This is a genomic window from Nonomuraea sp. NPDC003754 (genome assembly GCF_053605785.1).
Window position 1 is genome coordinate 346,227 of sequence record NZ_JBSGJX010000002.1, and the last position, 23,679, is coordinate 369,905.

General features: G+C 70.9%; 20 protein-coding genes. 12 read left to right on the top strand and 8 right to left on the bottom strand.

The window, feature by feature from the left end; all coding sequences use genetic code 11:
* The first annotated feature begins 622 nt into the window (after positions 1–622).
* Positions 623–1,426: an arginase family protein gene (locus ACWEVS_RS04170; RefSeq protein ID WP_452419423.1), complete on the top strand. Its 804-nt coding sequence runs from the start codon at positions 623–625 to the stop codon at positions 1,424–1,426.
* Between the two features lie 690 nt (positions 1,427–2,116).
* Here the strand turns inward: ACWEVS_RS04170 and ACWEVS_RS04175 are convergent.
* Complete coding sequence (locus tag ACWEVS_RS04175) at positions 2,117–2,488, bottom strand: NlpC/P60 family protein (protein WP_354905454.1); 372 nt, start codon at positions 2,486–2,488, stop codon at positions 2,117–2,119.
* Positions 2,489–3,359: 871 nt separating this feature from the next.
* Here ACWEVS_RS04175 and ACWEVS_RS04180 point away from each other — a divergent pair.
* Positions 3,360–3,620 (top strand): hypothetical protein, encoded by a 261-nt coding sequence (locus ACWEVS_RS04180; RefSeq protein WP_449918133.1) that lies wholly within the window; start codon positions 3,360–3,362, stop codon positions 3,618–3,620.
* A 583-nt stretch (positions 3,621–4,203) separates the two neighbouring features.
* Here ACWEVS_RS04180 and rsmA read toward each other — a convergent pair.
* A complete protein-coding gene (rsmA, locus tag ACWEVS_RS04185; RefSeq protein WP_452549823.1) occupies positions 4,204–5,070 on the bottom strand; it encodes a 16S rRNA (adenine(1518)-N(6)/adenine(1519)-N(6))-dimethyltransferase RsmA in 867 nt (288 codons plus the stop codon).
* 55 nt (positions 5,071–5,125) lie between these two features.
* Here rsmA and ACWEVS_RS04190 point away from each other — a divergent pair, with 55 nt between their 5' ends.
* Entirely contained in the window at positions 5,126–6,676 is a 1,551-nt protein-coding gene (locus ACWEVS_RS04190; RefSeq protein ID WP_452549825.1) for a serine/threonine-protein kinase, read from the top strand.
* The gene (locus ACWEVS_RS04195) at positions 6,673–7,836 is read left to right on the top strand and encodes a hypothetical protein (RefSeq protein ID WP_452549826.1); all 1,164 of its coding nucleotides are present in this window, start codon (positions 6,673–6,675) and stop codon (positions 7,834–7,836) included. Before ACWEVS_RS04190 ends, ACWEVS_RS04195 begins: the two co-directional genes overlap by 4 nt.
* 115 nt (positions 7,837–7,951) lie before the next feature.
* On the opposite strand, the gene ACWEVS_RS04200 is transcribed toward ACWEVS_RS04195, so the two are convergent.
* Entirely contained in the window at positions 7,952–8,809 is an 858-nt protein-coding gene (locus tag ACWEVS_RS04200) for a TatD family hydrolase (protein WP_452549828.1), read from the bottom strand.
* A 117-nt stretch (positions 8,810–8,926) separates the two neighbouring features.
* On the opposite strand from ACWEVS_RS04200, the gene ACWEVS_RS04205 reads away from it, so the two are divergent.
* The 3 genes from ACWEVS_RS04205 (at position 8,927) to ACWEVS_RS04215 (ending at position 11,004) form a co-directional block, all read left to right on the top strand.
* Complete coding sequence (locus ACWEVS_RS04205; protein ID WP_452549830.1) at positions 8,927–10,039, top strand: PP2C family protein-serine/threonine phosphatase; 1,113 nt, start codon at positions 8,927–8,929, stop codon at positions 10,037–10,039.
* Between the two features lie 147 nt (positions 10,040–10,186).
* A complete protein-coding gene (locus ACWEVS_RS04210) occupies positions 10,187–10,489 on the top strand; it encodes a DUF4326 domain-containing protein (protein WP_452549832.1) in 303 nt (100 codons plus the stop codon).
* A gap of 53 nt (positions 10,490–10,542) precedes the next feature.
* Positions 10,543–11,004: a GNAT family N-acetyltransferase gene (locus ACWEVS_RS04215; protein ID WP_452549834.1), complete on the top strand. Its 462-nt coding sequence runs from the start codon at positions 10,543–10,545 to the stop codon at positions 11,002–11,004.
* A 48-nt stretch (positions 11,005–11,052) separates the two neighbouring features.
* Here the strand turns inward: ACWEVS_RS04215 and metG are convergent, their stop codons facing one another.
* Together metG and ACWEVS_RS04225 are read right to left on the bottom strand one after the other, a co-directional pair.
* The gene (metG, locus tag ACWEVS_RS04220; RefSeq protein WP_449918151.1) at positions 11,053–12,597 is read right to left on the bottom strand and encodes a methionine--tRNA ligase; all 1,545 of its coding nucleotides are present in this window, start codon (positions 12,595–12,597) and stop codon (positions 11,053–11,055) included.
* Between the two features lie 75 nt (positions 12,598–12,672).
* Positions 12,673–13,902, bottom strand: coding sequence for a glycosyltransferase family 2 protein (locus ACWEVS_RS04225; RefSeq protein ID WP_449918154.1), 1,230 nt, complete (start codon positions 13,900–13,902; stop codon positions 12,673–12,675).
* Between the two features lie 286 nt (positions 13,903–14,188).
* Between ACWEVS_RS04225 and ACWEVS_RS04230 the strand changes: the two genes are divergently transcribed.
* On the top strand, positions 14,189–15,664 hold the full coding sequence (locus ACWEVS_RS04230) for a hypothetical protein (protein ID WP_449918156.1): 1,476 nt from the start codon (positions 14,189–14,191) through the stop codon (positions 15,662–15,664).
* Here the strand turns inward: ACWEVS_RS04230 and ACWEVS_RS04235 are convergent.
* Together ACWEVS_RS04235 and rsmI are read right to left on the bottom strand one after the other, a co-directional pair.
* A complete protein-coding gene (locus tag ACWEVS_RS04235; protein WP_452549836.1) occupies positions 15,615–17,144 on the bottom strand; it encodes a dolichyl-phosphate-mannose--protein mannosyltransferase in 1,530 nt (509 codons plus the stop codon). The genes ACWEVS_RS04230 and ACWEVS_RS04235 overlap by 50 nt on opposite strands.
* Positions 17,145–17,180: 36 nt before the next feature.
* On the bottom strand, positions 17,181–18,029 hold the full coding sequence (gene rsmI, locus ACWEVS_RS04240; protein ID WP_452549838.1) for a 16S rRNA (cytidine(1402)-2'-O)-methyltransferase: 849 nt from the start codon (positions 18,027–18,029) through the stop codon (positions 17,181–17,183).
* 78 nt (positions 18,030–18,107) lie between these two features.
* Between rsmI and ACWEVS_RS04245 the strand changes: the two genes are divergently transcribed.
* The 3 genes from ACWEVS_RS04245 to ACWEVS_RS04255 all read left to right on the top strand — a co-directional run bounded on the left by ACWEVS_RS04245 (position 18,108) and on the right by ACWEVS_RS04255 (position 21,452).
* Positions 18,108–19,715 carry a dolichyl-phosphate-mannose--protein mannosyltransferase gene (locus tag ACWEVS_RS04245; protein ID WP_452549839.1) on the top strand — a complete coding sequence of 536 codons (1,608 nt, stop codon included), beginning with the start codon at positions 18,108–18,110 and terminating at the stop codon, positions 19,713–19,715.
* A gap of 114 nt (positions 19,716–19,829) precedes the next feature.
* Complete coding sequence (locus ACWEVS_RS04250) at positions 19,830–21,002, top strand: hypothetical protein (protein WP_452549841.1); 1,173 nt, start codon at positions 19,830–19,832, stop codon at positions 21,000–21,002.
* Between the two features lie 321 nt (positions 21,003–21,323).
* The gene (locus ACWEVS_RS04255; protein ID WP_452549842.1) at positions 21,324–21,452 is read left to right on the top strand and encodes a hypothetical protein; all 129 of its coding nucleotides are present in this window, start codon (positions 21,324–21,326) and stop codon (positions 21,450–21,452) included.
* Here ACWEVS_RS04255 and ACWEVS_RS04260 read toward each other — a convergent pair.
* Positions 21,429–22,313, bottom strand: a complete 885-nt coding sequence (locus ACWEVS_RS04260) for a DMT family transporter (RefSeq protein WP_452549843.1) — start codon at positions 22,311–22,313, stop codon at positions 21,429–21,431. The two genes, ACWEVS_RS04255 and ACWEVS_RS04260, sit on opposite strands and share 24 nt — an antisense overlap.
* A 158-nt stretch (positions 22,314–22,471) precedes the next feature.
* On the opposite strand from ACWEVS_RS04260, the gene ACWEVS_RS04265 reads away from it, so the two are divergent.
* Positions 22,472–23,674: an FAD-dependent monooxygenase gene (locus tag ACWEVS_RS04265; RefSeq protein ID WP_449918167.1), complete on the top strand. Its 1,203-nt coding sequence runs from the start codon at positions 22,472–22,474 to the stop codon at positions 23,672–23,674.
* The last annotated feature ends 5 nt before the right edge of the window (positions 23,675–23,679 follow it).

A 23,679-nucleotide genomic window follows, 5' to 3' on the forward strand; every position in this document is an offset into this window, starting at 1 on the left:
GTTTCGAGCGGCATGCCCTGGAAGTGCGGTTTCCCGGCGAGCGAGGGCGGTACGGAGCCACGGGAAGCGCGGTTCCGCAGAGGACGTGGACAGTACGGAGCCAAGGGAACTGGCGTGGACAGTACGGAGTCGCGGGAAGCGCGGTTCCGGAGCCGGCAAGGGCAGTGCGGAGTCACGGGAGGTGCGGTTTCAGAGAGGGCGAGGGCAGTTCGGGGTCCCCAGGCATCCGCGGGGCCAAGGAGGCATGCGGTGACAATCGCCCGGCTGGAGACACGGAAGGCGGGTGGAGTCGTGAAGGGGCCAGCTCGTGAGGACGTGGAGTGGGTTCTGAGGGATCTCGTGGGCGACTGACCTCGGGGGGGCGGGACTCAGCGGGCTCGGACGCGCGGGACTGAGCAGCTGATCTCGGGCGGGCAAGACTGAACGGCTGATCTCGGGCGCGCGGGATCGAGCGGCTGATCTCGGGCGCGCGGGATCGAGCGGCTGGACTCGGGCCGGCGGGACTGAACGGCTGGACTTGGGCAAGCGGGACTGGGCGGCTGATCTCGGGCGGGTGGCGCGGGCATATCCTGCCGACGGCGAGGTCCCGCCGGAGGCAACCAGCACAGACGAGGTGACACCGATGTCTCAGGTGACGGTCATCGAGGTTCCGCAGTGGCAGGGCTCGGGCTCCCGTACGGCTCGGCGACTGGTCGAGGGGGCAGGACTGCTCGCCTCGATGGTGCCGGACGCCGCGCGACACCGGGTGGAGGTCGCGGACGGCGACTCGCCCGCCGCCTTCGCCGTCACGGCGACCAGGGCGAGAGCAGCGGTTGACGGCGTCGGGGACGGGCTTGTGGTCACGGTGGGCGGGGACTGCGGGGTCGAACTGGCGCCCGTGTCCGCCGCCCTCGACCGGTACGGCGAGCGCCTGGGCCTCGTCTGGTTCGACGCGCACGGCGACCTCAACACTCCGGCGTCGTCCCCGTCCGGCGCCTTTCACGGGATGATCCTTCGCGCGCTCACCGGCGAAGGGCATGGCGAGTTGCTGCCGGGACGGGCCATCAGTCCCGGCAGGGTGGTCCTGGCCGGGGCGCGTGACCTGGATCCCGGCGAGCGGGACTTCATCGCCGACAGCGGCCTCACCCATGTGACCGTGGCCGAGCTGTCCGACCCCACGGTCCTGGTGGAGGCGGTGGCGGCCACCGGGGCTGAGGCCGTTTACGTGCATATCGACCTCGATGTGCTGGATCCTGGGGTGTTCGCGTCCGTGGGCAGTCCTGCGCCGGGCGGGTTGCAGCCCGATCACCTCCTCAAGCTGGTCGCGGCGCTGGTGGAGCGCTTCGAGCCGGCCGGGCTCGGCATCACGGAGTACGAGCCCGTTCGGCTGGAGGACCAAACGCTCCTCAGCCCGCTGATCGCGATGCTCGTCGCCAGCGCCTCCTGACCCACCCACCCGATTCGGCCCGCTGATCACAACGATCCTCACCCCGGACCTGTCCCGCGATTTGGCCCCCTGGTCGCGGCGCTCGTCTTGGCCACCCTGGTGGCGACGCCTGTCACCGACGCCTCCTTGCCAGCTCTGCAATCGGCCGGGCAGCACTGCGCCGCTTCCTCCCCCTGTCGCCCTGGGTGCCGATTCCGGCGCGTGAGAACCCCGGTGGCCAGTGACCCGTAGGCGCGCTGCAGCGACCCGTCGGCGGTGTCCGCCGTCGTCCGTCACCATGGTCGGCAGTATCCGAATGCTGACCGCTCCCGGACGTGCCCAGCGTGACCGGGACGTGCCCAGCATGACCGGGGCGTGCCGCATGACCAGGGCGTTCCCAGCGTGACCAGGACGTTCCCAGCGTGACCAGGACGTTCCCAGCGTGACCAGGACGTGCCCTTCGTGACCAGGACGCGCCCTTCGTGGCGGGGCGTGCCCATGTGTCCTGGAGACGCCTCCGCAGGTCCCTGGTCACGGAACACACCCATGGCTTCCCTACGCAAGGCTGATCACAGGGCCCCTTGGCCAGGCACGGGAGGTCAGGCCGGTTCCTTGCGATTTGCACCGAGGCTTTTCGTCGTCGATGTGCTGGGTTCCCTGCAGGGTCGTCTGAGGGATGCGCGGCCCAGGCGACCCGCAGGTTTCCTCGGGTCAGCCGGGGCGGACGGCGCCTCGGTAGCGGGCGCGGTAGTAGGCCGAGGCCAGGAAGTTGGTCTTCTTGACCACGTCGCCGGTCTTGGGGGCGTGGATCATGATGCCGTCGCCCAGGTAGAGGCCCACGTGGGTGGGGTCACCGGTGCCGCCGCCGAAGAACACCAGGTCACCCCGGCGCAGGTCGGGCAGCATGACGCGTTTGCCCTGTCGGAACTGCGTGCCGGTGTAGTGGCCGAGCCGTACGCCTGCTCTCGACCAGGCGTAGAGCGTCAGGCCCGAGCAGTCGAAGCCGATGGTTCCCGCGCCTCTGCCTATGCCCCGGCTCGGTCCAGAGGGAGTGCCGCCGCCCCAGGAGAACGGGGTCCCCAAGCGGGCGATCGCCGCGCCGGCGGCCGTGTCGCCCTTGGTTCGGGTGGCGCGTGGTTTGCCGGTGCCGGGTGTCGTCTTGCGCGGTCTGCCCGTGCCTCGCGGTGTGCTGGGGCGTTGACGCTCACGCGGGGCACGGACGCCGGGGCGACGAGGAACCACCTGATCCGCGCCACGTCCATCGGGTGACCCCACACGCCCGAACGCGTCAGGCCGCACTACTACCCATCCGGAGGCATCGCGATCTCGCCACATCAGCCACCCGGGAAGCCGCATCAGCCATCCGGGGACAGGACTCCCGGGCCGCACCACCCAGCGGGGATGACGATCCGACCGCGCGAGCCACTCACGGACAGGGCGTCCTGACGGCACCGCCCGTCCGAAGGCACCGATATCCGACCTGACCTGCCACCCGCGGGTAGGACTCCCTGGCGGCATCACCCATCCGAAGGCGTCGGGATCTCGCCGCACCAACCACCCTGCGACCGAACGCCCGGGCGGTACTCCCCGGACGTGGTCGGGGAGATCTGATCGCATCAACCACCCGGGGACAGGATGCCCGGGCGGTACTTCCCTGCCGTGAGCAGGGAGAGTCGGCGGCACCGGCCAGGCGGGGGCGGAGCGGTCTTGGGGTGTGGCCCATGCGGGGATGGGATGGTCAGGCCGCGCCACCTCGTCGAGGGCTACATGATCTGGGAGGACTGTCCATCGGGGGACAAGGTGATCGGGCGGGAGCGGTTGCCCCGGCGCTGAGCGATCAGGGGGTAGGGGCCAGCGGGACGGCAGGGCCCATGAAGTGTGGGGTGAGGTGCCTGGCAGAGCCCATGAAGTGTGGGGTGAGGTGCCCGGCGGGGACCAGGAGATGTGAGGTGAGGTGCCTGGCGGACGCTTCCAGGTGGGGATGCGGGCGGCCCAGGCGGTGAGCCAGTCGGCGTCGGTGGCGGGGATGCGCATCCCCGGCCAGCGGGTCGCTGATGCGCACGTATGCGAGGACAGGACGACCGTTGTGTGGGCATGGTCGCCGGGCGGCTTGACCGTGCCGGGGCACGGCGGCATGGCGAGGGCGGCCGCCGTCCCCGGCGAGGCGCCCAGCGTGGCGAGAAAACCGATGGTGAGCCACATCAGAACCTCCTGAGCCGTGGAAGGAAGGCTCAGGATCGTGCGGAGTGGCTTGGGTGGGAGGGGCCGAGCGGCGTTCTGTGGATATGGGCGCTCGCAGGCGCACCGGCTGTGGACAGGGCGACGGCAGCCGCAGCGCCAGCGGGCGAACCGACGATCCACCCCGAGGCGACCCACCCCGAGGCGATCCACCCCGAGCCGACCCACGCCTACAGGCGGAGGCACACCCCAACGTGACCCACACACCAGGCAACCGCACCCTGGCCGAGGGCCGCGCCCGGACCGGAGCATCCCAACCGACGGCCGGCAACCCGACCGACGGCCCGCGCCCAGACCGTGGCCCGACCGACGGCCCGCCCCGCCCCGCCCCAAGGATCTACGCCCCGGCCAACAGACCGCGGCTCGACCAACAGACCGCGGCTCGACCAACAGACCGCGGCTCGACCAACAGACCGCGGCCCCGACCAACAGACCCTGCCCCGACCAACAGCCCGCAACCCGACCAACAGACCCTGCCCCGACCAACAGCCCGCAACCCGATCAGGAGCCCGCACCCCGGGCGAGAACCCACGCCGACGCGAAGAGACGGAAGCCGAACCTCACCCCGTCAGGTGTTCCGCGATCCGGGCGAAGGCCACGATGTCCAGTTGCTCGCCCCGTGTCGAAGGTTCCACCCCCGCCGCCCGCAGCGCCTCCTCCGCCCGCGCCGCCGTACCGAACAGCGAGGCCAGCGCGGCCCTGAGCGTCTTGCGCCGCTGCGCGAAGGCGGCGTCGACCACGGAGAAGACCTGTGCGCGGGTCGCCGACGTGGCGGGCGGGTCGCGCCGTTCCAGGGAGACCAGGCCGGAGTCGACGTTCGGCACCGGCCAGAACACCGTCCGGCCGACGGGCCCGGCTCTGCGCACGTCGGCGTACCAGGCGGCCTTGGCGGACGGCACGCCGTACACCTTGGAGCCAGGCGGGGCGGCGAGCCGGTCGGCCACCTCGGCCTGCACCATGACCAGGCCCTTGCGCAGCGAGGGCAGCGCCTCCAGTAGGTGGAGCACCACGGGCACCGAGACGTTGTAGGGCAGGTTGGCGACCAGGGCCGTCGGGACGTGCCCGCCGAAGTCGTCCAGGCCGACCTTCAGCGCGTCGGCCTGGACGACGGTCAGCTTGTCGCCGAGGCCGCGGGTGTCGACGGTCAGCGGAAGCTGGGTGGCCAGCACGGGGTCGATCTCCACGGCGACGACGTGGGCGGCCTCGGGCAGCAGCGCGAGGGTGAGCGAGCCGAGCCCAGGGCCGACCTCGATCACCACGTCGTCGGGCGACAGCCCGGCCGTGCGCACGATCCGCCGGACCGTGCCGCCGTCGATCACGAAGTTCTGGCCGAACTTCTTGGTCGGACGAAGGTCCAGCTTGTCGGCCAAATTACGTATTTCTACCGGGCCTAGCAGGCTCACAATGGCACTCCCCATGTCACGCATTCAGTCTCCAGCATCCCCGACGCTACGAAGAACCCGGCAGGAGGAGGAGGATGGGATGAACGACGAAGGGACGTCCCTGATGGAGCCGACGGGCGCCACTCCACTGCGTCCGGCAGACGCGCGTGAGATCGGTCCATACCGCCTGCTCGGGCGGCTCGGCGAAGGCGGCATGGGGACGGTTTTCCTGGCGATCGCACCGACAGGGCGGCCGGTCGCGGTCAAGGTGGTGAAGACCGAATTCGCCCACCAGGAGGGCTTCAACGCGCGGTTCCACGCGGAGGTCGACAACGCGCGCAGGGTGGCGTCGTTCTGCACCGCGCAGGTGCTCGACAACGGCAACGACGGCGTGGGCAGGCCGTATCTGGTGACCGAGTACATCTCGGGCGTGCCGCTGTCGGACCAGATCACCAAGTACGGCGCGCTGGAGCCGGGCGCGCTGCACGGGGTGGCGCTGGGGGTGGCGGCGGCGCTCGCCGCGATCCACGTGGCGGGGCTGGTGCACCGTGACCTGAAACCGGCCAACGTGATCCTGTCGATGTCGGGGCCCAGGGTGATCGACTTCGGCATCTCGCGCGCCCTCGACCGTGAGAGCAACTTCACGTTGTCGGGCGAACTGCTGGGCAGTCCTGGCTGGTGGGCGCCCGAACAGGTGCGCGGACAGCAGGTGACGCCCGCGGCCGACATCTTCGCCTGGGGCTGCCTGGTGGCGTTCGCGGGCAACGGCCGTCACCCTTTCGGGCGCGGCGACGCCATCACGCTGGCGACCAGGGTGCTGCACCAGGCGCCGGACCTGGGGGCGCTGCCGGCACCGCTCAACGACCTGGTACGGCAGGCCACCGCGATGGACCCGCTCCAGCGGCCGACCGCCCAGGACCTGCTGATCGCGCTGGTCGGCGGGCGCGTCCCCAGCGCCGACCCGCCCACGGTGGTCGCCGGAGAGCTCCTCGGCCAGGCGTGGCGGCCCCCGCCGAACGTCGTCAACGAGCCCGACGCCACCGAGGTGCTGTCGACGACGTTCGCCGCGCAGCCGCTCACCGAGGTGCCGGCCAAGCCCGTCCCGGTCGCCGCGGAAGCCGGCAAGCCGACGACCAAGCGCTGGCTGGTCGCCGCGGTCGCGGCGGGGGTGGCGCTGGTGACCACCATCGCGATCCTGATCGCCAGCGGCTCGTCGCCCTCGCCGGTGGACCGGCCGACCGAGGGGTCCGTCGCCTCCCGGGCGACGGCGCCCACCGACGTCGGCAAGCGGTTCACGCTCGGCACCGGGTTCGACGATCCGCAGCTGATCGTCTCCCAGCGGCCCGCCTGCGGGCTCGCCGACTACGGCGGCAGCCGGCCCGTCACCGGCCGGTTCTGCGTGGTCAAGTGGACGTTGGTGAATCCCGGTGGTACGGCACGCGCCGTCGGCACGCCGTCCGTCACCCTGCTCGACGACCGGGGCGCCCGCCACCAGGCCACCAGCCTGTCCAGCGCGGTTCCCCAGTCCATCCCGGCGGGCGGGCGCATCGACGGGACGTTCGTGTTCGACCTGCCGCCGCAGCGTCTGCCGGCCGTGCTGTCGGGCACCATGCTGCAGGGCGGGAAGGAGATCGAGGTGCGGCTGTCATGACCCGCGTACTCCTGGCCGCCGCCCTCCTCGCAGCCGGTCTGACCTCGGGAAACGGTGGCGCTGTCGCCTCGTCGGCGATGGCCTGCACGGGCGACGCGGCGGTGGGCGACCCGTTCGACGGGCCGGGCTCGGTCCACCTCATCTCCAACGGCAAGGTGGTGCCCGTCAAGCCGCCCGCCCTTCAGGAGAACGACGGGTTCGGCTGGTCGGTGGCGTTGGGCGAGGTCGACGGCGACGGCTGCACCGATCTGCTGGTCGGCGCGCCGTACACCGACGTGGAGGGGCTGGCCGACGCGGGGGTCGCTTACCTGCTGTCCAGGGGCACCTGGAAGACGCTGGTGTCCCCCGAGCCGCAGGCGGACGCGCATTTCGGCTGGTCGGTGGCGGCCAAGGGCGCGCTGATCGCCGTGGGCGCGCCGTACGAGGACACGGGTGATCTGGCCGACACGGGCTCCCTCTACGTCGGGCAGGGCGAGAGCACGTTGCGCAAGATCGACCAGGCGCCCCCGGAGGTGCCGGGGAGCCCCGAGGTGGGCGACCAGTTCGGCTGGGCGCTGGCCTTCGGCAAGGACAACAGCCTGATCGTGGGCGCGCCGTACGAGAACGACGACGGCGCGGGCGTCCAGAACGGTCAGGGGAAGCTCGACTCGGGCTCGGTGGTCCTCATCGCCGACGTGACCGCGCAGAAGCTGTCGGGTGTCAGGTGGGAGCCGCCCGACCGGAAGGCGGGCGACAGGTTCGGCTACGCGGTGGCCTACGCCGAGGGCGCGGGCATCGCGGCGAGCGCGCCGCAGGGCGGCTTCGTGCAGTTGCTCGACGCCGCGGCCAAGCCGGTCAAGAAGGTGACGGGTACGGGCGCCTTCGGGTTCTCGCTGGCCGGCTCCAAGGACGGCAGGCTCGCGGTCGGCGCCCCCGACGAGGGCGGCACGGGAGCGGTGGTGATCCTGTCGGCCAAGGACGGCACCGAGGAGCGCCGGGTGGTCTCCCCGCGGGGCGGCCGGTTCGGCTGGTCGGTGGCCTTCGCGGGCAACCGCCTGCTCGCCGGGGCGCCCGACGCTCCGCCGTACGGCGTGGCGGGCCTCGCTGGGCGCAACGAGGACACCGTCCAGGTGCTCGCGCCGCCGGAAGGTGTCGAGTTCGGCGCGTCGGCGGCGGGCTGAGCCGGTCGGTCGAACAGCCCGGCGCCGCGGGGTAGCCACTGCCCCTGCCGGCTGGGGATCGCCTCGTCGTCCTCCAGCCATCACCCGCGCGAGGCCGACCGCGCAGGGGAGGGGATCATCGGAACATGCCGAAGGCAGCCTCTCCGTTGGCGTTCACGGCCGCGCACAGATCGTCCACCTGCATGTCCTTGACCTCGGCCAGGCAGCGCAGGGTGAGCGGGATGAGGTAGGGGGCGTTGGGCTTGCCGCGGTGCGGCACCGGCGGCAGGTACGGCGCGTCGGTCTCCACCAGGATCAGCTCCTTGGGCGCCACCCTGGCCGCCTCCCGCAGGTAGCCGGCATTCTTGTACGTCACCGGCCCGGAAAACGACATGAAATATCCGGCTTCGACGCACTTTTTGGCCATTTCGGCGTCGCCGGAGTAGCTGTGGAAGACCACCCGGTCGGGCGCCCCCTCCGCCGCGAGCACCTTCAGCACGTCGTCATGGGCGTCGCGGTCGTGGATGACCAGCGCCTTGCCGGTCCGCTTGGCGATCTCGATGTGCGCGCGGAAGCCGGCGTGCTGGTCGTCCTTGGACGCCCAGTCGCGGAAGTAGTCGAGCCCCGTCTCACCGACCGCCCGCACGTCGGGCTCACCCGCCAGCGCCTCGATCTCGGCCAGCACCTCCGGCGTGGCGGCGTGCGCCTCGTTCGGGTGGATCGCCACGCCCGCGTAGACGTCGGCGTGGGCGGCCGCCACCCGTGCGCCCCACACCGAGGACGGCAGGTCGTAGCCGATCGTCACGAGCGTGCGCACACCCACCGCGCGCGCGTCGGCCAGGATGCTCTCCACGCTGGCGGAGGCCGCCTGCGCGGCCTGGGCCACCGGATCGCCGGAGGAGGCCTGCCGGTTGCCCACCATGATGTCGAGATGGCAGTGGCTGTCGAAGACGGGCGTGGTCAGCGGCTCAGGCGCGGCGGGAAGCTTGCTCACCCACCCCAAGGTACCGGGACCGTCCCGGGGATACGGCCCGCAGGTGTACGGCAAGACACCCTGGATGCCGGGCCTCCCCTCGCTAAACTCGGACACCTGCACACAGGCGGGAGTGTCATGTCCGTGGTAGAAGCCGTCCGCAGCGTCTGGTCACCCGGCGACAAGGTGATGGAGTTCTCCACGGGCGAGGGGCGTCCTCCCGCGGTCACCACCTACACCACTCCCTCCCTGGGCATGCGACGGCACCGCCTGCTGCTGACCGTGCTCACCCTCACCGCCCTGGCCGTCGGGCCGCTCGCGGTCGCCTTCGGCGTCGCCTGGGCGCCACCGATCATGCTCGCCCCGATCATCCTTCTCGGCGGGCTCCAGCTCAGGCTGCCCGCCCTGGCCGTCGTCCTGACGGCCTCGGCCGTCTCCGCCCTCGTCACGCTGACCGTCAAGGTCGAGATCGCGCAGCTGGTCATCCTGGCGGCGGTGGCCGTCCTCGCCGTGTTCCTGGCCTACACGCGCGACGGCGTCGGCATCCACGGCCTGCGCGGCGACCACGCGCTCATCCAGCTGAAAGCGCAGCTCAAAGCGATCAACCAGATCCCGCCGCTGCCCCGCGGATGGGGCCGCAAGGTCGCCCTGCAGGCCGCGCCCGGCGCGCTGTTCGGCGGCGACTTCCTCGTCTCGCACCTGGAGGACTCCCGCCTCCAACTCGCCCTCGTCGACGTGTCGGGCAAGGGCAACGACGCCGCCGCCCACGCGCTGATGCTGTCGGGCACCTTCGGCGGGCTGCTGAGCACCGTGCCTGCCGCACGCTTCCTGCCCGCCTGCGACGACTACCTGGCCCGCAAGGGCGGAGAACGCCTCGTCACCGCCGTCCACCTGGACCTCGACCTGAAGAGCGGCGCCTACACCGTCACCTGCGCGGGCCACCCGCCCGCCGCCCAGTACTTCGGCGGCAGCGGCACCTGGCAGCCCGCCGCCGCGCAGGGCGTCGCCCTCGGCGTGGTGGACAACCCGGCGCGGGCCGGGGCGGAGGGCACGCTCGGCAAGGGCGATGCGCTCATGCTGTTCACCAACGGCCTCTGGGGACCGCGCGCCGACCCCGACACCGGCCTCGACCGGATCCTCGGCGCGGCCCACTCGCTCGTGCGGGAAGGCTTCGGCGAGACCGCCACGCTGGTCAAGACCGTCCGCAACCGCGAGGACGACTCCGCCCTCGTCGTCATCTGGCGCACCTGACCCGACGCGCCGGCCGCCGAGAGGCGGGACATCCGCGCCCGGTCGTGCGGCTCGACGGCCGAGCCCTCCGCCGCCTCTCGTCGTTCCGAGGGAAGGCTCTCGTCGTCCTGGGAACGCCCTCGTCGTCCTGAGGGAAGAATGGATGGCATGACGCCCCGGAGGGTGAAGGTCATCGGCGACCTCTACCACGGACACGTCCCGCCCGGCGCCGTCTACGTCGGGCGGGCGTGTCCGGGCCTGCCCGCCAGCCCCTACCGCAATCCGTACCCCATCAAGAACCGCGGGCGGGACGAGGCTCTCCGGCTGTTCCGCCGCTACCTCGACGAGCACCCGGAGCTGGTCGAGCAGGCTCGCCGCGAGCTGGCAGGCCACGACCTCGCCTGCTGGTGCAAACCGGACGAGCCCTGCCATGCCGACATCTGGCTGGAGATCCTGGCCGACGACGGGTGAGGTCACGTGGCCGCCCCCTGGTTTGTCGGTGCCCGGTGCCAGACTCCTTGCGCATGAGCGACGATGTGCGGCTGCGGGATGTCGCGGAAACCGACCTGGAGCTGTTCTTCCAGCAGGAACAGGACCCGGAGGCCACCCGGCGGTCCAACTTCGCCCCCCGGGAGCGGGAGGCCTTCATGACCCACTGGACCACGCGGATCCTCGCGGATCCCACCGTGTACGTCCAGGCGGTCACGGTGAACGGCGTGGTCGCGGGCAACCTCGTGGCCTGGTGGCACGACGACCGGCGCTTCATCGGCTACTGGCTGGGCCGGGAGTACTGGGGCCGGGGCATCGGCACGGCGGCGCTGGGCCTCTTCCTACGGCAGGAGCGGACCCGCCCGCTCCACGCCGACCCCTTCGCCGGCAACACCGGCTCGGTGCGGTTGCTGGAGAAGCACGGTTTCCAGCGCACCGGGACGGTCCGGTACGGCGAGCACGACCACATCATGCTCGTGCTCCGCGACGAGGGCTGAGCAGCCGAGCGCCCTCCGCGTGACCGCGGAGGGCGGGGACGGCGCTACCTACTCCGCGCTCTCCAGGCGCGGGAAGAGGATCTCGCCCTTCACGATCCGCGCGCCCGCGGGCAGCCTGCCCCACTGCCCGGCCTCGCTCACGCGCTGCTCCGCCAGCGCGCCCAGGTGCTCCTCGGCGCCCAGCGACGCCCACAGCTTCTCCGCCGTGGCCGGCATCACCGGGTTGAGCAGCACCGCCACCGCGCGCAGCGACTCGGCCGCGGTGTAGAGGATCGTCGCCAGCTTGGCGCGGCCCTCGTCCGAGGTGTCCTTGGCCACCTTCCACGGCTCCTGCTCGCTGAGGTAGCCGTTGACCAGCCGCACGAAGTCGAAGATCGCGCCGAGACCGCCGACGAAGTCGAGGTCGTCGCCGATCGCCTTGTCGGCCTTGGCGACGGCCTCGGCCAGCGCGGCCGCGACGGCCTCCTCCCGGACGGCGGCCGCGGGCAGCTCGCCGTCGAAGTACTTGCCGACCATGGCCGCCACCCTGGAGGCCAGATTGCCGAAGTCGTTGGCCAGCTCGGAGGTGTAGCGGGCGGCGAAGTCCTCCCACGAGAACGAGCCGTCCTGGCCGAACGGGATGGCCCGCAGGAAGTAGTAGCGGTAGGCGTCGACGCCGAAGTGCGCGGTGAGCTGCTGCGGCGAGATGCCGGTCAGGTTGGACTTGCTCATCTTCTCGCCGCCGACCATGAGCCAGCCGTTGGCGAAGACCTTGCCGGGCACCGGCAGCCCGTTGGCCATCAGCATCGCGGGCCAGATGACCGCGTGGAAGCGGAGGATGTCCTTGCCCACCAGGTGGACGTTGGCCGGCCAGATCTGCTCGAAGCGCGCGGGGTCGGAGCCGTAGCCGACCGCGGTGGCGTAGTTGAGCAGGGCGTCGACCCACACGTAGATGACGTGCTTGTCGTCCCACGGGATCGGGATGCCCCAGTCGAAGGTGGAGCGGGAGATGGACAGGTCCTGCAGGCCCTGCCGGACGAACTGCACGACCTCGTTGCGCGCCGAGGCGGGCTGGATGAAGCCGGGGTTGGCCTCGTAGAAGTCGAGGAGGCGCTCGCCGTACTCGGAGAGCTTGAAGAAGTAGTTGTCCTCGCGCAGCCACTCGACCGGACGCTTGTGTATCGGGCAGAGGTCGCCCTCCAGCAGCTCGCCGGGGGTCTTGAACTCCTCGCAGCCGACGCAGTAGGGGCCCTCGTAGCCACCCTTGTAGATCTCGCCCTTGTCGTAGAGGTCCTGGACGAACTCCTGGACCCGCTCGGTGTGGCGCTTCTCCGTGGTGCGGATGAAGTCGTCGTTGGCGATCTCGAGGTGCCGCCAGAGCGGCTTCCACGCCTCCTCGACCAGCTTGTCGGCCCACTCCTGCGGCGTGACGCCGTTGGCCTCGGCGGTGCGCATGATCTTCTGGCCGTGCTCGTCGGTGCCCGTCAGGAACCACACCTGCTCGCCACGCTGGCGGTGCCAGCGCGTCAGCACATCGCCCGCGACGGTCGTGTAGGCGTGGCCCAGGTGAGGAGCGTCGTTGACGTAGTAGATCGGCGTGGAGACGTAGAACATGACACCAAGACTAAGGCTCGGGCCAAGCGTCTTGCGCGGCATCGCGAAGGATGCCGCGCCGCGCCCGGCCGGTCTTCACCCCTGGGGGGCGGAGGACTGCTCCCTGGTGACGGCCTCGGCCGCCTCTTCGGCCGCCTTGGCGGCGATGTCGGTGGCCGTCTCCTTGGTGCGCCTGATGCCCAGGATGCTGACGAACAGGGCGGCGAAGATGGTCTGGAAGCTCATGATGAGCGCGGTGGCCGAGGGGACGACGATGCGCAGCGACTCGCGCGGGTCGAGCGCACCGAAGCTGCGCACCTGCCAGTGGACCAGCGACATCACCAGTCCGACCAGACCGGCCAGGGCGAGCAGGCCGCCGACGACCAGCCCCTTCTCCAGCGTCACGATGCTGATCAGTTTGCGGACGCGTGGAGATTCCGGGAGGAATCCCTCCTCGGCCGCATAGACCTTGGTGAAGAGGGCGAACAGTGCCGCCTGGAAACCGATCACCACCGCGGCGGACGCGCCGACCAGCGTGTCGACGTCGAAGGCGAGCTCGCCGATCTTCACCGGCCCGAACGTCAGCGCGGCGCCCGCGACCAGGCCGATCGCCATGAGGACGAGGCCGGGGATGAAGAAGAGCCACTTGGGGCTGTACAGCAGCAGGAAGCGCAGGTGGCGCCAGCCGTCACGCCAGGAGCGCAGGTGCGGCGGCCTGGAGCGGCCGTCGGGCGAGAGCGTGGTGGGCACCTCGCGCACGTCGAGGCCCTGCAGGGTGGACTTCACCACCATCTCGCTGGCGAACTCCATGCCACCGGTCTGCAGCCCGAGGCGCAGGATCGAGTCGCGACGGAAACCGCGCAGGCCGCAGTGGAAGTCACCGATGGCGCTGGGGAAGAACAGCCTGCCGACGAACGACAGGACCGGGTTGCCCAGGTAGCGGTGCAGCGCGGGCATGGCGCCAGGGGCGATGCCGCCCTTGAAGCGGTTGCCCATCACCAGGTCGGCCCCGTCGCGCAACTGCTCGACGAACGGCAGCAGCGCGGTGAAGTCGTAGGAGTCGTCGGCGTCGCCCATGATGACGTACTTGCCCCTGGCGGCGCGGATGCCGCCCATGAGCGCGTTGCCGTAGCCCTTCGCCTCAACGTGGACCACGCGGGCACCCGCGTCACGCGCGAGCTGTTGCGAGCCGTCCGTGCTGCCGTTGTCGGCGATCAGGACCTCGCCCTCGATGCCGTGCTCCTCCATGCACGCAATAGCCTTGCGTACGCAGACTTCCACGGTCTCTGCCTCGTTGAGGCAGGGCATGACCACCGTCAGTTCCACGTCCAGACCCTTCAGTCACAGCGCTTCCAGCCAACCATCATGCCCTGTGCCCCATGGTGGTCGGGTCAAGTCCCAGAAACGGCTGGCATTCTTTGAGAGAATCTTCGGCGAAGACCCCAATGATAGAATCGGGTTGCTCGGCACTGTCGATGCTGGGCCTACCGCCGGACAGGACTATCCGGTCCTTTGCAACAGGAGCGGTGGAGGTCAAAGCATGGTGAGCGTTGCCGAGAGAACGCGTGTCGAGCCTTCCGCCCCGGGGCGAAAGGCTCGTTTGCTGTCCTACGTGGGCAGACACCGCGTGTTCGTCACCGCCTTCGCGCTGGGCGCGTTGCTGCGGCTCTTCGCGATGCTCGGCTACGGCCCCGCGATGTGGTTCAACGACTCCTACGAGTACGTCTCGGTGGCGTTGCACCCGAGGCCGAGCGCGGTCCGGCCGGACGGCTACAGCTTCTGGCTGATGCTGCTGCGGCCGTTCCACAGCTTCTCCGTGGTGATCTTCACCCAGCACCTCATGGGCCTGGCCACGGGCGTGCTGATCTACGTGTTGCTGCGCAGGAAGTTCGCGCTGCCCAAGTGGGGCGCGACGCTGGCCGCCGTCCCCGTGCTGTTCGACGCCTACCAGATCCAGCTCGAGCAACTGGTGATGTCCGACACGATGTTCACGCTGCTGGTCGTGGGCGTCATCACGCTGGTCCTCTGGCACCGGCGCATGTCGTGGAAGGTCGGCGCGGTCGTCGGGTTCCTGCTCGCCCTCACGGCGCTGACCCGCTCGATCGGCCTGCCGATCCTCGGCCTGGTCGTCGTCTACATGCTGGTCAAGCGCAGCGGGTGGAAGCCGGTCGTGGCGATGGTCACCGCCTGCGCGATCCCCGTCTTGGCCTACATGACGTGGTTCTCCACCGCCTTCGGCAAGTTCGCGATGACCAACAGCGACGGCCTCATCCTGTACATGCGGACGTCGATCTTCGCCGACTGCACCAAGATGAAGCTGGACCTGCCGCGCGAGCTGCCGCTGGCCCTCATGTGCATCGAGGAGCCAGTCAGCGAGCGGATGCCGTACGCGCAGTGGTACCTGTGGGGCACGGGCAGCGGCAAGGACGGCTCGGGCAACGAGGTGCTGCACCGGCTGCCCGGCAAGAAGTTCGACGGCTTCAAGAACGAGCTGGCCAGCGAGTTCGCCAAGCGGGCGATCCTGTCTCAGCCGGGCGACTACCTCGCGGTCGTGGCACGCGACTTCATGCGGGCCTTCACCTGGGGTAGGCCGCGCTTCCCCGACTCGAAGACCTTCAACATGTACCAGTTCCGCCCCTACTACGATCTCGACGCGAACGGCCGGCCGCAGCGGCTGCCGAGGTGGAACACGGTGGGCGGGTTCGCCGACACCGACGCCTACATGTACGAGCAGGGGCCGGCCGAGACCAGGATCGTGCAGCCGTGGGCCGACATCATGAGCGCCTACCAGAAGGTGTTCTATCTACAGGGCGTCATGCTCGGCGGCATCCTGCTGATCGGCCTGGCGGGCGTGGTCGTCAGGTGGCGGAGGCTGGGCGGGCCCGTGCTGCTGCCGTGGCTCGGGGCGTTCGGGCTGATCCTCGCGCCCGCGGCCACGGCGGAGTTCGACTACCGCTACCTGCTGCCCGCCGTACCGCTGGCGTGCCTGGCGGCGGCGATCACGCTCAGGCACGGGATCGGGCTGCGCCGCTCCGCGCTCACACCCAGGAGCGCATCAGCATCCGAGCCCACCACTGTCCGAACGTGATCGTCTCGGCCGACAGGATCGGGTAGAGCCACCAGAAGTTGATCAGCACGACGAGCGCGCAGGCGCCGACGGCCGCCGCTCCGGCGGCCCGCCTGACCGGCGGCGCGCTCGCCGGGCCCAGCGCGATCCCGGCGACGAGCACGAGCGCCAGCACCATGAACGGCACGACGGGGACCATGTAGAACAGGTACATCGTGCGGTTGTCGGCGATCGCGTAGTAGAACCAGGGCAGCCAGCCAGCGCCGTAGCCGAGCAGGACGGCGCCGGCCCGCCAGTCGCGCGAGGAGACGTACCACGCGACGAGCGCCAGCAGCGCGAGCGCGGCCAGGTACCAGAGGGCGGGCGTGCCGACGCCTAGCACCGCCGAGGAGCACTTGTCGGCGCCGCAGCCGGTCGGCGCCGGATCGCTCGGATAGTAGAAGGACACCGGGCGCTGCAGCAGCGGCCACTGCCACGGCTCCGACATGTACGGGTGCTCCTTCGACAGGCCCGTGTGGTACCCCAGCACCTGGAGCTGGTAGCCGAGCCACGAGCGCAGCGAGTCGAATACGAAGAAGACCGGGCCCGCCGTCGTGGCCTGCTCCCAGTTGCGCCCCCAGCCCTCCGCCCGCGCGAACCAGCCGGTCCAGCTGAGCAGGTAGACCCCGGCGGGCAGCAGCGCGAGCGCCCCGAGCGCGCCGGTCAGGTCCCGCAGCACCACTCCCCTGTACGGCTGCCGCAGCCCGAGCGCCCGCCGCGCGCCCGCGTCCCACACCAGCGACATGGCGGCGAAGGCGATGAGGAAGAAGATCCCGGACCACTTGACCGCGCACGCGGCTCCCAGGCAGGCGCCGGCGGCCAGCCGCCAGGGCCGGATTCCGAGAGACGGCCCCAGCGCGGTGGGCAGGGAGGTCGCGTACCACGCCGACAGTCGCTGCCTGGCCGCGTCCCTGTCGACCACCAGGCAGGCGAACCCGGCCAGCACCCAGAACATCAGGAAGATGTCGAGCAGCGCGGTGCGCGAGAGCACGAAGTGCAGCCCGTCGAGCGCCAGCAGCAGCCCTGCCAGGCAGCCGAGCAGCGTGGAGCGGGTCATCCGGCGCGCGACCCTGGCGATGATCAGGATCGACAGCGTGCCCACCACCGCGCCGGCGAAGCGCCAGCCGAACGGGGTCATGCCGAACAGCCACTCGCCGACGGCGATCATCCACTTGCCGAGCGGGGGGTGGGCGACGTACTCGGCGCATTCCGCGACGGTCGGGCACGTCTTCCAGATGTCGAGGTCGCCCCTGAGGATCATCCGGTCGGCGATCGGGTCGTCGGTGGTGCCGAGCGCGAGCCGTTCCGCGCCGAATTTCAGCAGCGCGTAGGCGTCCTTGATGTAGAAGGTCTCGTCGAAGACGACCGCGTGCGGCTCGCCGAGCCGGAAGAACCGAAGGAATCCCCCGAAGGCGGTGACCAGGAGCGGGCCCACCCATCCCCATAACGTATCGACCGGCATGGGGGGAACTAGTCGCCTATTTCCCACCTTGGCACCTTAGGCGGTCGGCGATCTCCTGTGAACCGCGTCGTACAGCTCCCGCTTGGGGACTCCGGCCTCCTTGGCCACCTCGACGACCGCCTGCTTGCGCTGGACGCCCTCGGCCGCGCGCCGGTCGACCTCTCTCACGAGCGCGTCGATGTCGGGAGGGCCCGCGTCGGGGACGTGGCCCGCGACGACCACGGTGATCTCGCCCTTCACCCCCGCCTCGGCCCAGTCGGCGAGCTCGGCGAGGCCGCCCCGCCGTACCTCCTCGTAGGTCTTGGTCAGCTCGCGGCAGACGGCGGCCCTGCGGCCGGGACCGAACGCCTCGGCCATCGCCCGCAGCGCCGCCGCCAGGCGGTGCGGGGCCTCGAAGAACACCATGGTGCGTTCCTCGCCGGCCAGCGCGGCCAGCCTGCGGGCGCGCTCCCCCGGCTTGCGGGGCGGGAAGCCCTCGAAGCAGAACCTGTCGCTGGGCAGGCCGGAGACGGCGAGCGCGGTGGTGACGGCCGAGGGGCCGGGCAGCGCGGTGACCGTGATGCCCGCCTCGACGGCCATGCTGGTCAGGCGGTAGCCGGGGTCCGACACTCCCGGCATCCCCGCGTCGGTGATCACCAGCACCGTGCGGCCGTCGTGCAGCGACTCCATCAGCTCGGTGGCGCGGGCGGCCTCGTTCTGGTCGTAGTAGGAGACGATCCTTCCGCCGATCTCGGCGCCCAGATCGGCGGCCAGCCTGCGCAGTCGCCTGGTGTCCTCGGCGGCGACCACGTCGGCGTTCTCCAGCGCCTCACGTAGTCTTGGTGACGCGTCGCCGACCTGACCGATAGGCGCGCCCGCCAGCACCAGCCTGCCCTGTTCTCTCACCTGGCCATTGTGTCAGGCAGCCCCAAATGGGCGGTGTTTCTTACGTACCTACCGCGTTGGGGCCCCTACGATGTCCGAATGGCCGTGACCGATTTCTCGCACCAGGCCTTCTCCAAAGCAGAGGGCGAGCCTGCGCGATCCCTACGCGACAGGCTGGTCCCGGCCATGCCGGGAAACGTCCTCTGGGGATGGATCGGGCCGCTGGTCGTGGCCGTGTTCGGCGCCGTGCTCCGCTTCACCGACCTCGCTCGGCCCAAGGCCGTGGTCTTCGACGAGACCTACTACATGAAGGACGCCTACTCCCTGCTCACCTGGGGGGTCGAGCGCGTCACCGTCAAGGACGCCGACAAGCTGGTCCTCGCCGGGCGGACCGGTGAGATGTGGAAGCAGTGCGCGGCCGACAAGATCGGCGAGTGCGCCTCCTACGTCGTCCACCCGCCCCTCGGCAAGTGGATGATCGCGGCGGGCGAGTGGCTGTTCGGGCTCAACCCCTTCGGCTGGCGGGCGGCCGCGGCCTTCGTCGGCGCGCTGTCGATCCTGATCATCGCCAGGGTCGCGCGCCGGATGACCCGTTCCACGCTGCTCGGCTGCTTCGCCGGCCTGATGCTGGCGCTCGACGGCCTGACGTTCGTGCTCTCGCGCACCGCGCTGCTCGACGTCTTCCTGATGTTCTGGGTGCTGGCCGGGTTCGCCTGCCTGGTGGTCGACCGCGACAAGGCCCGCTCGCGCCTGGTCGACTGGTACGAGAGCGCCACACACACCGACCGGGGCCCCTACCTGGGTGTACGGCCGTGGCGGCTGGCGGCGGGGGTCTGCCTCGGCGCGGCGTGCGCGGTCAAATGGTCGGGCATCTTCTTCCTCGTCGCCTTCGCGATCATGTCGCTGGTGTGGGACGCGGGGGCGCGCAAGGCGGTCGGGTTGCGCTCGCCGTACGCGGGGGCGCTGGAGAAGGACGTGCCCTCCGGGCTCATGGCCATGGCGCTGGTGCCCGCGGTCACCTACGTCGCCACGTGGGCCGGCTGGTTCGCCAACGCCACCGGATACAGCCGCAACTGGACCGAGGCGACCTCGCAGGGCCCGGTCCACTTCGTCATCCACTCGATCGGGTCGTGGATCGACTACCACTTCCAGGTCCTCGGCTTCCACAGCCAGCTCGACTCCTCCCACCCCTACCAGTCCGAGCCGTGGTCGTGGCCGCTGCTGCTGCGCCCCGTCGCCTTCTTCTACGAGGGCAGGCAGAACATCTGCGGGGTCAAGGACTGCTCGGAGGCGGTCCTCGGCGTCGGCACCCCCGTTATCTGGTACGGCGGGCTCGCCGCGCTGATCGCCATGGTGGTGTGGTACGTCGCCTCCCGCGACTGGCGAGCGGGGGCGGTCCTGCTGGCCTACCTCATGGGCTGGCTGCCCTGGTTCTACTGGGCGATCGCCGACAACCGCACGATGTTCCTGTTCTACGCGGCGCCGATGGTCCCGTTCATGGTGCTCGCGCTCACGCTGGCCGCAGGGCTGATCATCGGCCCGTCGACCGCCTCGCCGTCCCGCCGCATGATCGGCGCCGCGGTGATCGGCGCGTTCGCGTTGCTTGCACTGATCAACTTCGGGTGGCTCTACCCCGTCCTGTCGGGCGAGGTGATCCCGTATGCCGATTGGAATGCCCGCATGTTGCTCCGGTCACGGTGGATATGATCCAGAGAACTGTCCGCTTGCAACTGGTTTCGTAGGGTAGGCGCCGTGCACGACCCGATACGCACCGGTTTCGGTCATCGTCAGGGCTGGGGTCCATACGGCAAACTTCGAGGCATGCCTGCACCGGACGTGGCCGCCCTTCTCCTGGAGTTGGAGCGATCCGAGCCCGAAGTGGCCGACGAGGCCAGGACCGCGGTGGAGTGGCTGACCGGCGGCGAGCCGCTGGAGACGGTCACTCAGCTCGACGTATGCGAATTCCTCTGGTTCACCCTGCCGATCAAGGTCGACGGCGACCGCGAGAGCACCGCCGTCTCCCTCGGCCGGCTGCTGCGGCTCGGCGGTCTCGACCGCTACGCCGCGCTGTGCGAGTCACCGACCACGACCGAGATCCTGCGCACCTACGAGCGTGACGGGGAGGAAGCCGGCACCGCCGCCTACCACCAGGCGCTCAAGGCCACCGGCGTGCTCCCGCCCGACGTGCCCGAGCTGCAGTGGAGCACCATCATGGGGCCCGAGGAACTGGGCGCGCACGTGGCGTGCTCGGCGGCGCTCGAGCTGGCCATGCTGACCTCCCCCGACTTCGACGGCCAGGTCGAGCTCACCCGGCGCTGGCTGACCGAACCGCGCCCCGAACTCGGCGGCGACAGCTGGCTGCACCGGGTGCAGGGCGAGCGGCTCAACCGCTGGGTGCTCGGCCGCGGGCCCGCCCGCCGCGAGCTGGCCCAGCCGTTCGAGGTACGGCTGCACGCGCCCGTACCGCCCGCGCCGCTGCCCGCGCTGCAGGGACTGCTGGCGCTGGCCGCCTCGGAGGAGGGCGTGCCGCTGCGGCTGCCGCCCTCGCCGGAGGCCATCGCGCTGCGCGAGCTGGCCGAGCACACGCTCGGCGTCATCCGGCCCTTCGGGACCAGGCTCGTCATCACCGCCGAGGGACGCCGCCTGCTCGCCTCGCCCGACGACCTGTGGGAGGCGGCCACCGGCCTGCTGCTGGGCCAGAGCGACAGCGAGCTCACCGTGTCGGCGGGCGAGGCGGCGCTGCTCCTGCTCGCTTCGGGCGACCCGCTGCCGTGGGCGGAGCTCTGCGCGAAGGTCTCCGAGGTGGTCGGCGGGGAGGGCTGGCGTCCCGACGACGTCGCCGGCACGCTGGCGACGCTCCTGCGCCATGTCACGGCGCTGGGCCTCGGCGTCACCCTCGACGGCTCGATACGGCTGACGCCCGCCGGGCAGTCGGCGGCGCTGGCGGCGCTACGGGCCCACGCGCTTCGACCACGGAAGTACGTGAGCGTCTAAGCGCGCCGCCGGGGGCAGGGGGTCCGTGCCGGATCCCCTCCCGCGACCCTTCCGCCCCCTCGACAAGGAAGCGGCCCGCCTCCCGCGCCCCACACCCCGCCTCCCGCCGCGCCCGCGCGCACAGCGCCCGACGACGGGCGGAAGCGCGGGAGGCGCGGAAGCGCGGAAGCGCGGAAGGCGCGGAAGCGCGGAAGGCGCGGAAGCGCGGAAGCGCGCGAGGCGCGGAAGCGCGGGAGGCGCGGAAGGCGCGGAAGCGCGGGGGGCGCGGAAGCGCGGGGGGCGCGGGAGGCCGCTGGGCGGCGACTCGTTCGTCTTCGGGTCGTGCCCGGCTTCGGGCTGCCGGTCGCCGGCAAGGACCTCATCCCGCTCGGCGCGATCTGCCTGCTGATCTCCTTCGTCCCACCGGACCGGCAGGCCGGCTCCAGGTCAGCCCACGCGCCGGCCGCCTGACCGCACGGGCCTGCTGCGCGAGACACCCACCCCCGCAAGGCAGAGCAGGCCGCCGAGCAGCGTCAGCCATCCGGGCACCTCGCCCAGCGCGGCCCACGACATCAACACCACGATCGCGGGCACGAGATAGGTGGTGGCGCCCATCTTCCCGGCCGTCGTCCTGGCCAGCGCGTAGGCCCAGGTGGTGAACGCGAGGGCAGTCGGGAAGACGCCCAGGTAGACGACGTTGAGCGTGGCGCCCACCGACGCCGTGGACACCTCCTCGACCAGCTGCCAGGCGAACGGCAGGCAGGCGGCCGCGCCGACGAAGCAGCCGAACGTCGTCACCTGCAAGGCGCTGGCGTGGCGGAGGGCGGGCTTCTGGAAGACGACGCCGATGCCGTACGAGACGGCCGCCAGCAGGCAGAGCAGCACGCCGCCGAGCGAGGAGCGCCCGCCGTCGGACATCGACACCCCGACGATCGCCGCCCCCACGAATGACACGGCCAGCCCGGCGAGCAGGGCGCGGGGGAAGCCCTCCTTGAGCAGCCAGCCGCCGAGCAGGGCGACCACGATCGGGCCGATGTTGACCACCATGGCTGCCGTGCCCGCGTCGACGAGCTGCTCACCCCAGTTGAGGGCCACCATGTAGAGCCCGAACCAGAGCAGGCCAGAGCCGAGGATGCCGGGCCACGCCGCCCGGGGCGGGACGCCGCCGCCACGCGCCAGCCAGATCACCGCCAGCACCGCCGACCCGGCCAGCAGCCGGCCCAGGGCGAGGGCTCCGGGGCTGTACTCGGCGCCGGCGCTGCGGATCGAGACGAACGCCGAGGCCCACAGCAGCACGGTGACGCCTGCGGCGACGAGGGCCTTGTTCTCCATGGGACGCCACCTTACGAGCACGCCCCGACAGAACGCTCGCGGGGATCGGCTCCCGCATTTTCACACGCACGTCTAAGACAGGGGTGTTGCACAAGCGTATGAGACGCATGTATGGTTTGGATTGCAGGCAGAACCCCCCTCTCCCCCAGGAGCCTCCCATGAAGAACCGCACCGTCCTGATCTCGGGTGCCAGCATCGCCGGCACGACCCTGGCCTACTGGCTGCACCGCCACGGGTTCACCCCCACCGTGGTCGAGCGGGCACCCGAGATCCGCGCGGGCGGCTACAAGATCGACATCAGGGGAGCCGCGCTCGAGGTCGTCGCCCACATGGGCCTGCTCGACGAGATCCGCCGCGAGCGGACCGACGTCCAGGGCGGCTCGATCGTCAACGCGGCCGGCAAGCGGGTGGCCTCCATGGACGGCGACACGTTCGGCGGCCGCGTCCACGAGGACGCCGAGATCCTCCGCGGCGACCTCAGCAAGCTGCTGTACGACCTGACCCGCGACACGGTCGACTACCGCTTCGGCGACTCCATCGCCTCCCTCACCGAGGGCCCCGACGGCGTGGACGTCGTCTTCGACAGCGGCAGGCAGGCCAGGTACGACCTGGTGGTCGGCGCCGACGGGCTGCACTCCAACACGCGCGGGCTGGCCTTCGGCCCCGAGCAGCGGTTCGTGCGCGACATGGGCTACTACGTCTCGATCTTCAGCGTGCCCAACCACCTCGACCTCGACCGGTGGGAGCTGACCTACGTGGGCCCCGGCCGTACCGCGCTGACCTACAGCACCGCCAAGGACACCGGCGCGAAGGCGATGTTCCTGTTCTCCGCGGACGGGCAGGGCGCGCCCGACCCCCGCGACCGCGCCCAGCAGCAGCGGATCCTGGCCGACGCCTACGCGGCCGAGGGCTGGGAGGTCCCGCGCCTGCTCCAGGGCATGGCCGACGCGCCCGACTTCTACTTCGACTCCCTCAGCCAGGTGCACATGGACCGCTGGTCCACCGGCAGGGTCGCGCTGGTCGGCGACGCCGCCTACTGTGCCTCCCCCGCCTCCGGCCAGGGCACCAGCCTGGCACTGGTGGGCGCCTACGTCCTGGCCGGCGAGCTGGCCGCGGCGGGCGGCGACCACGAGGCCGGCTTCGCGGCCTACGAGAGGGAGATGCGGCCCTTCGCCGCGGCCAACCAGAAGCTCGGGCCCGCCAACATCAAGCGGATGGTGATGCGGAGCAAGGCCCAGGTCAGGATCGCGATGACGATGCTGTCGCTGATGCACTACCTGCCGGGCAAGGACCGGATGACGGCCAAGATGGTCGAGCCCATCCACAAGGCCGCCACGGCCATCTCGCTCAAGAAGTACTGAGGGCG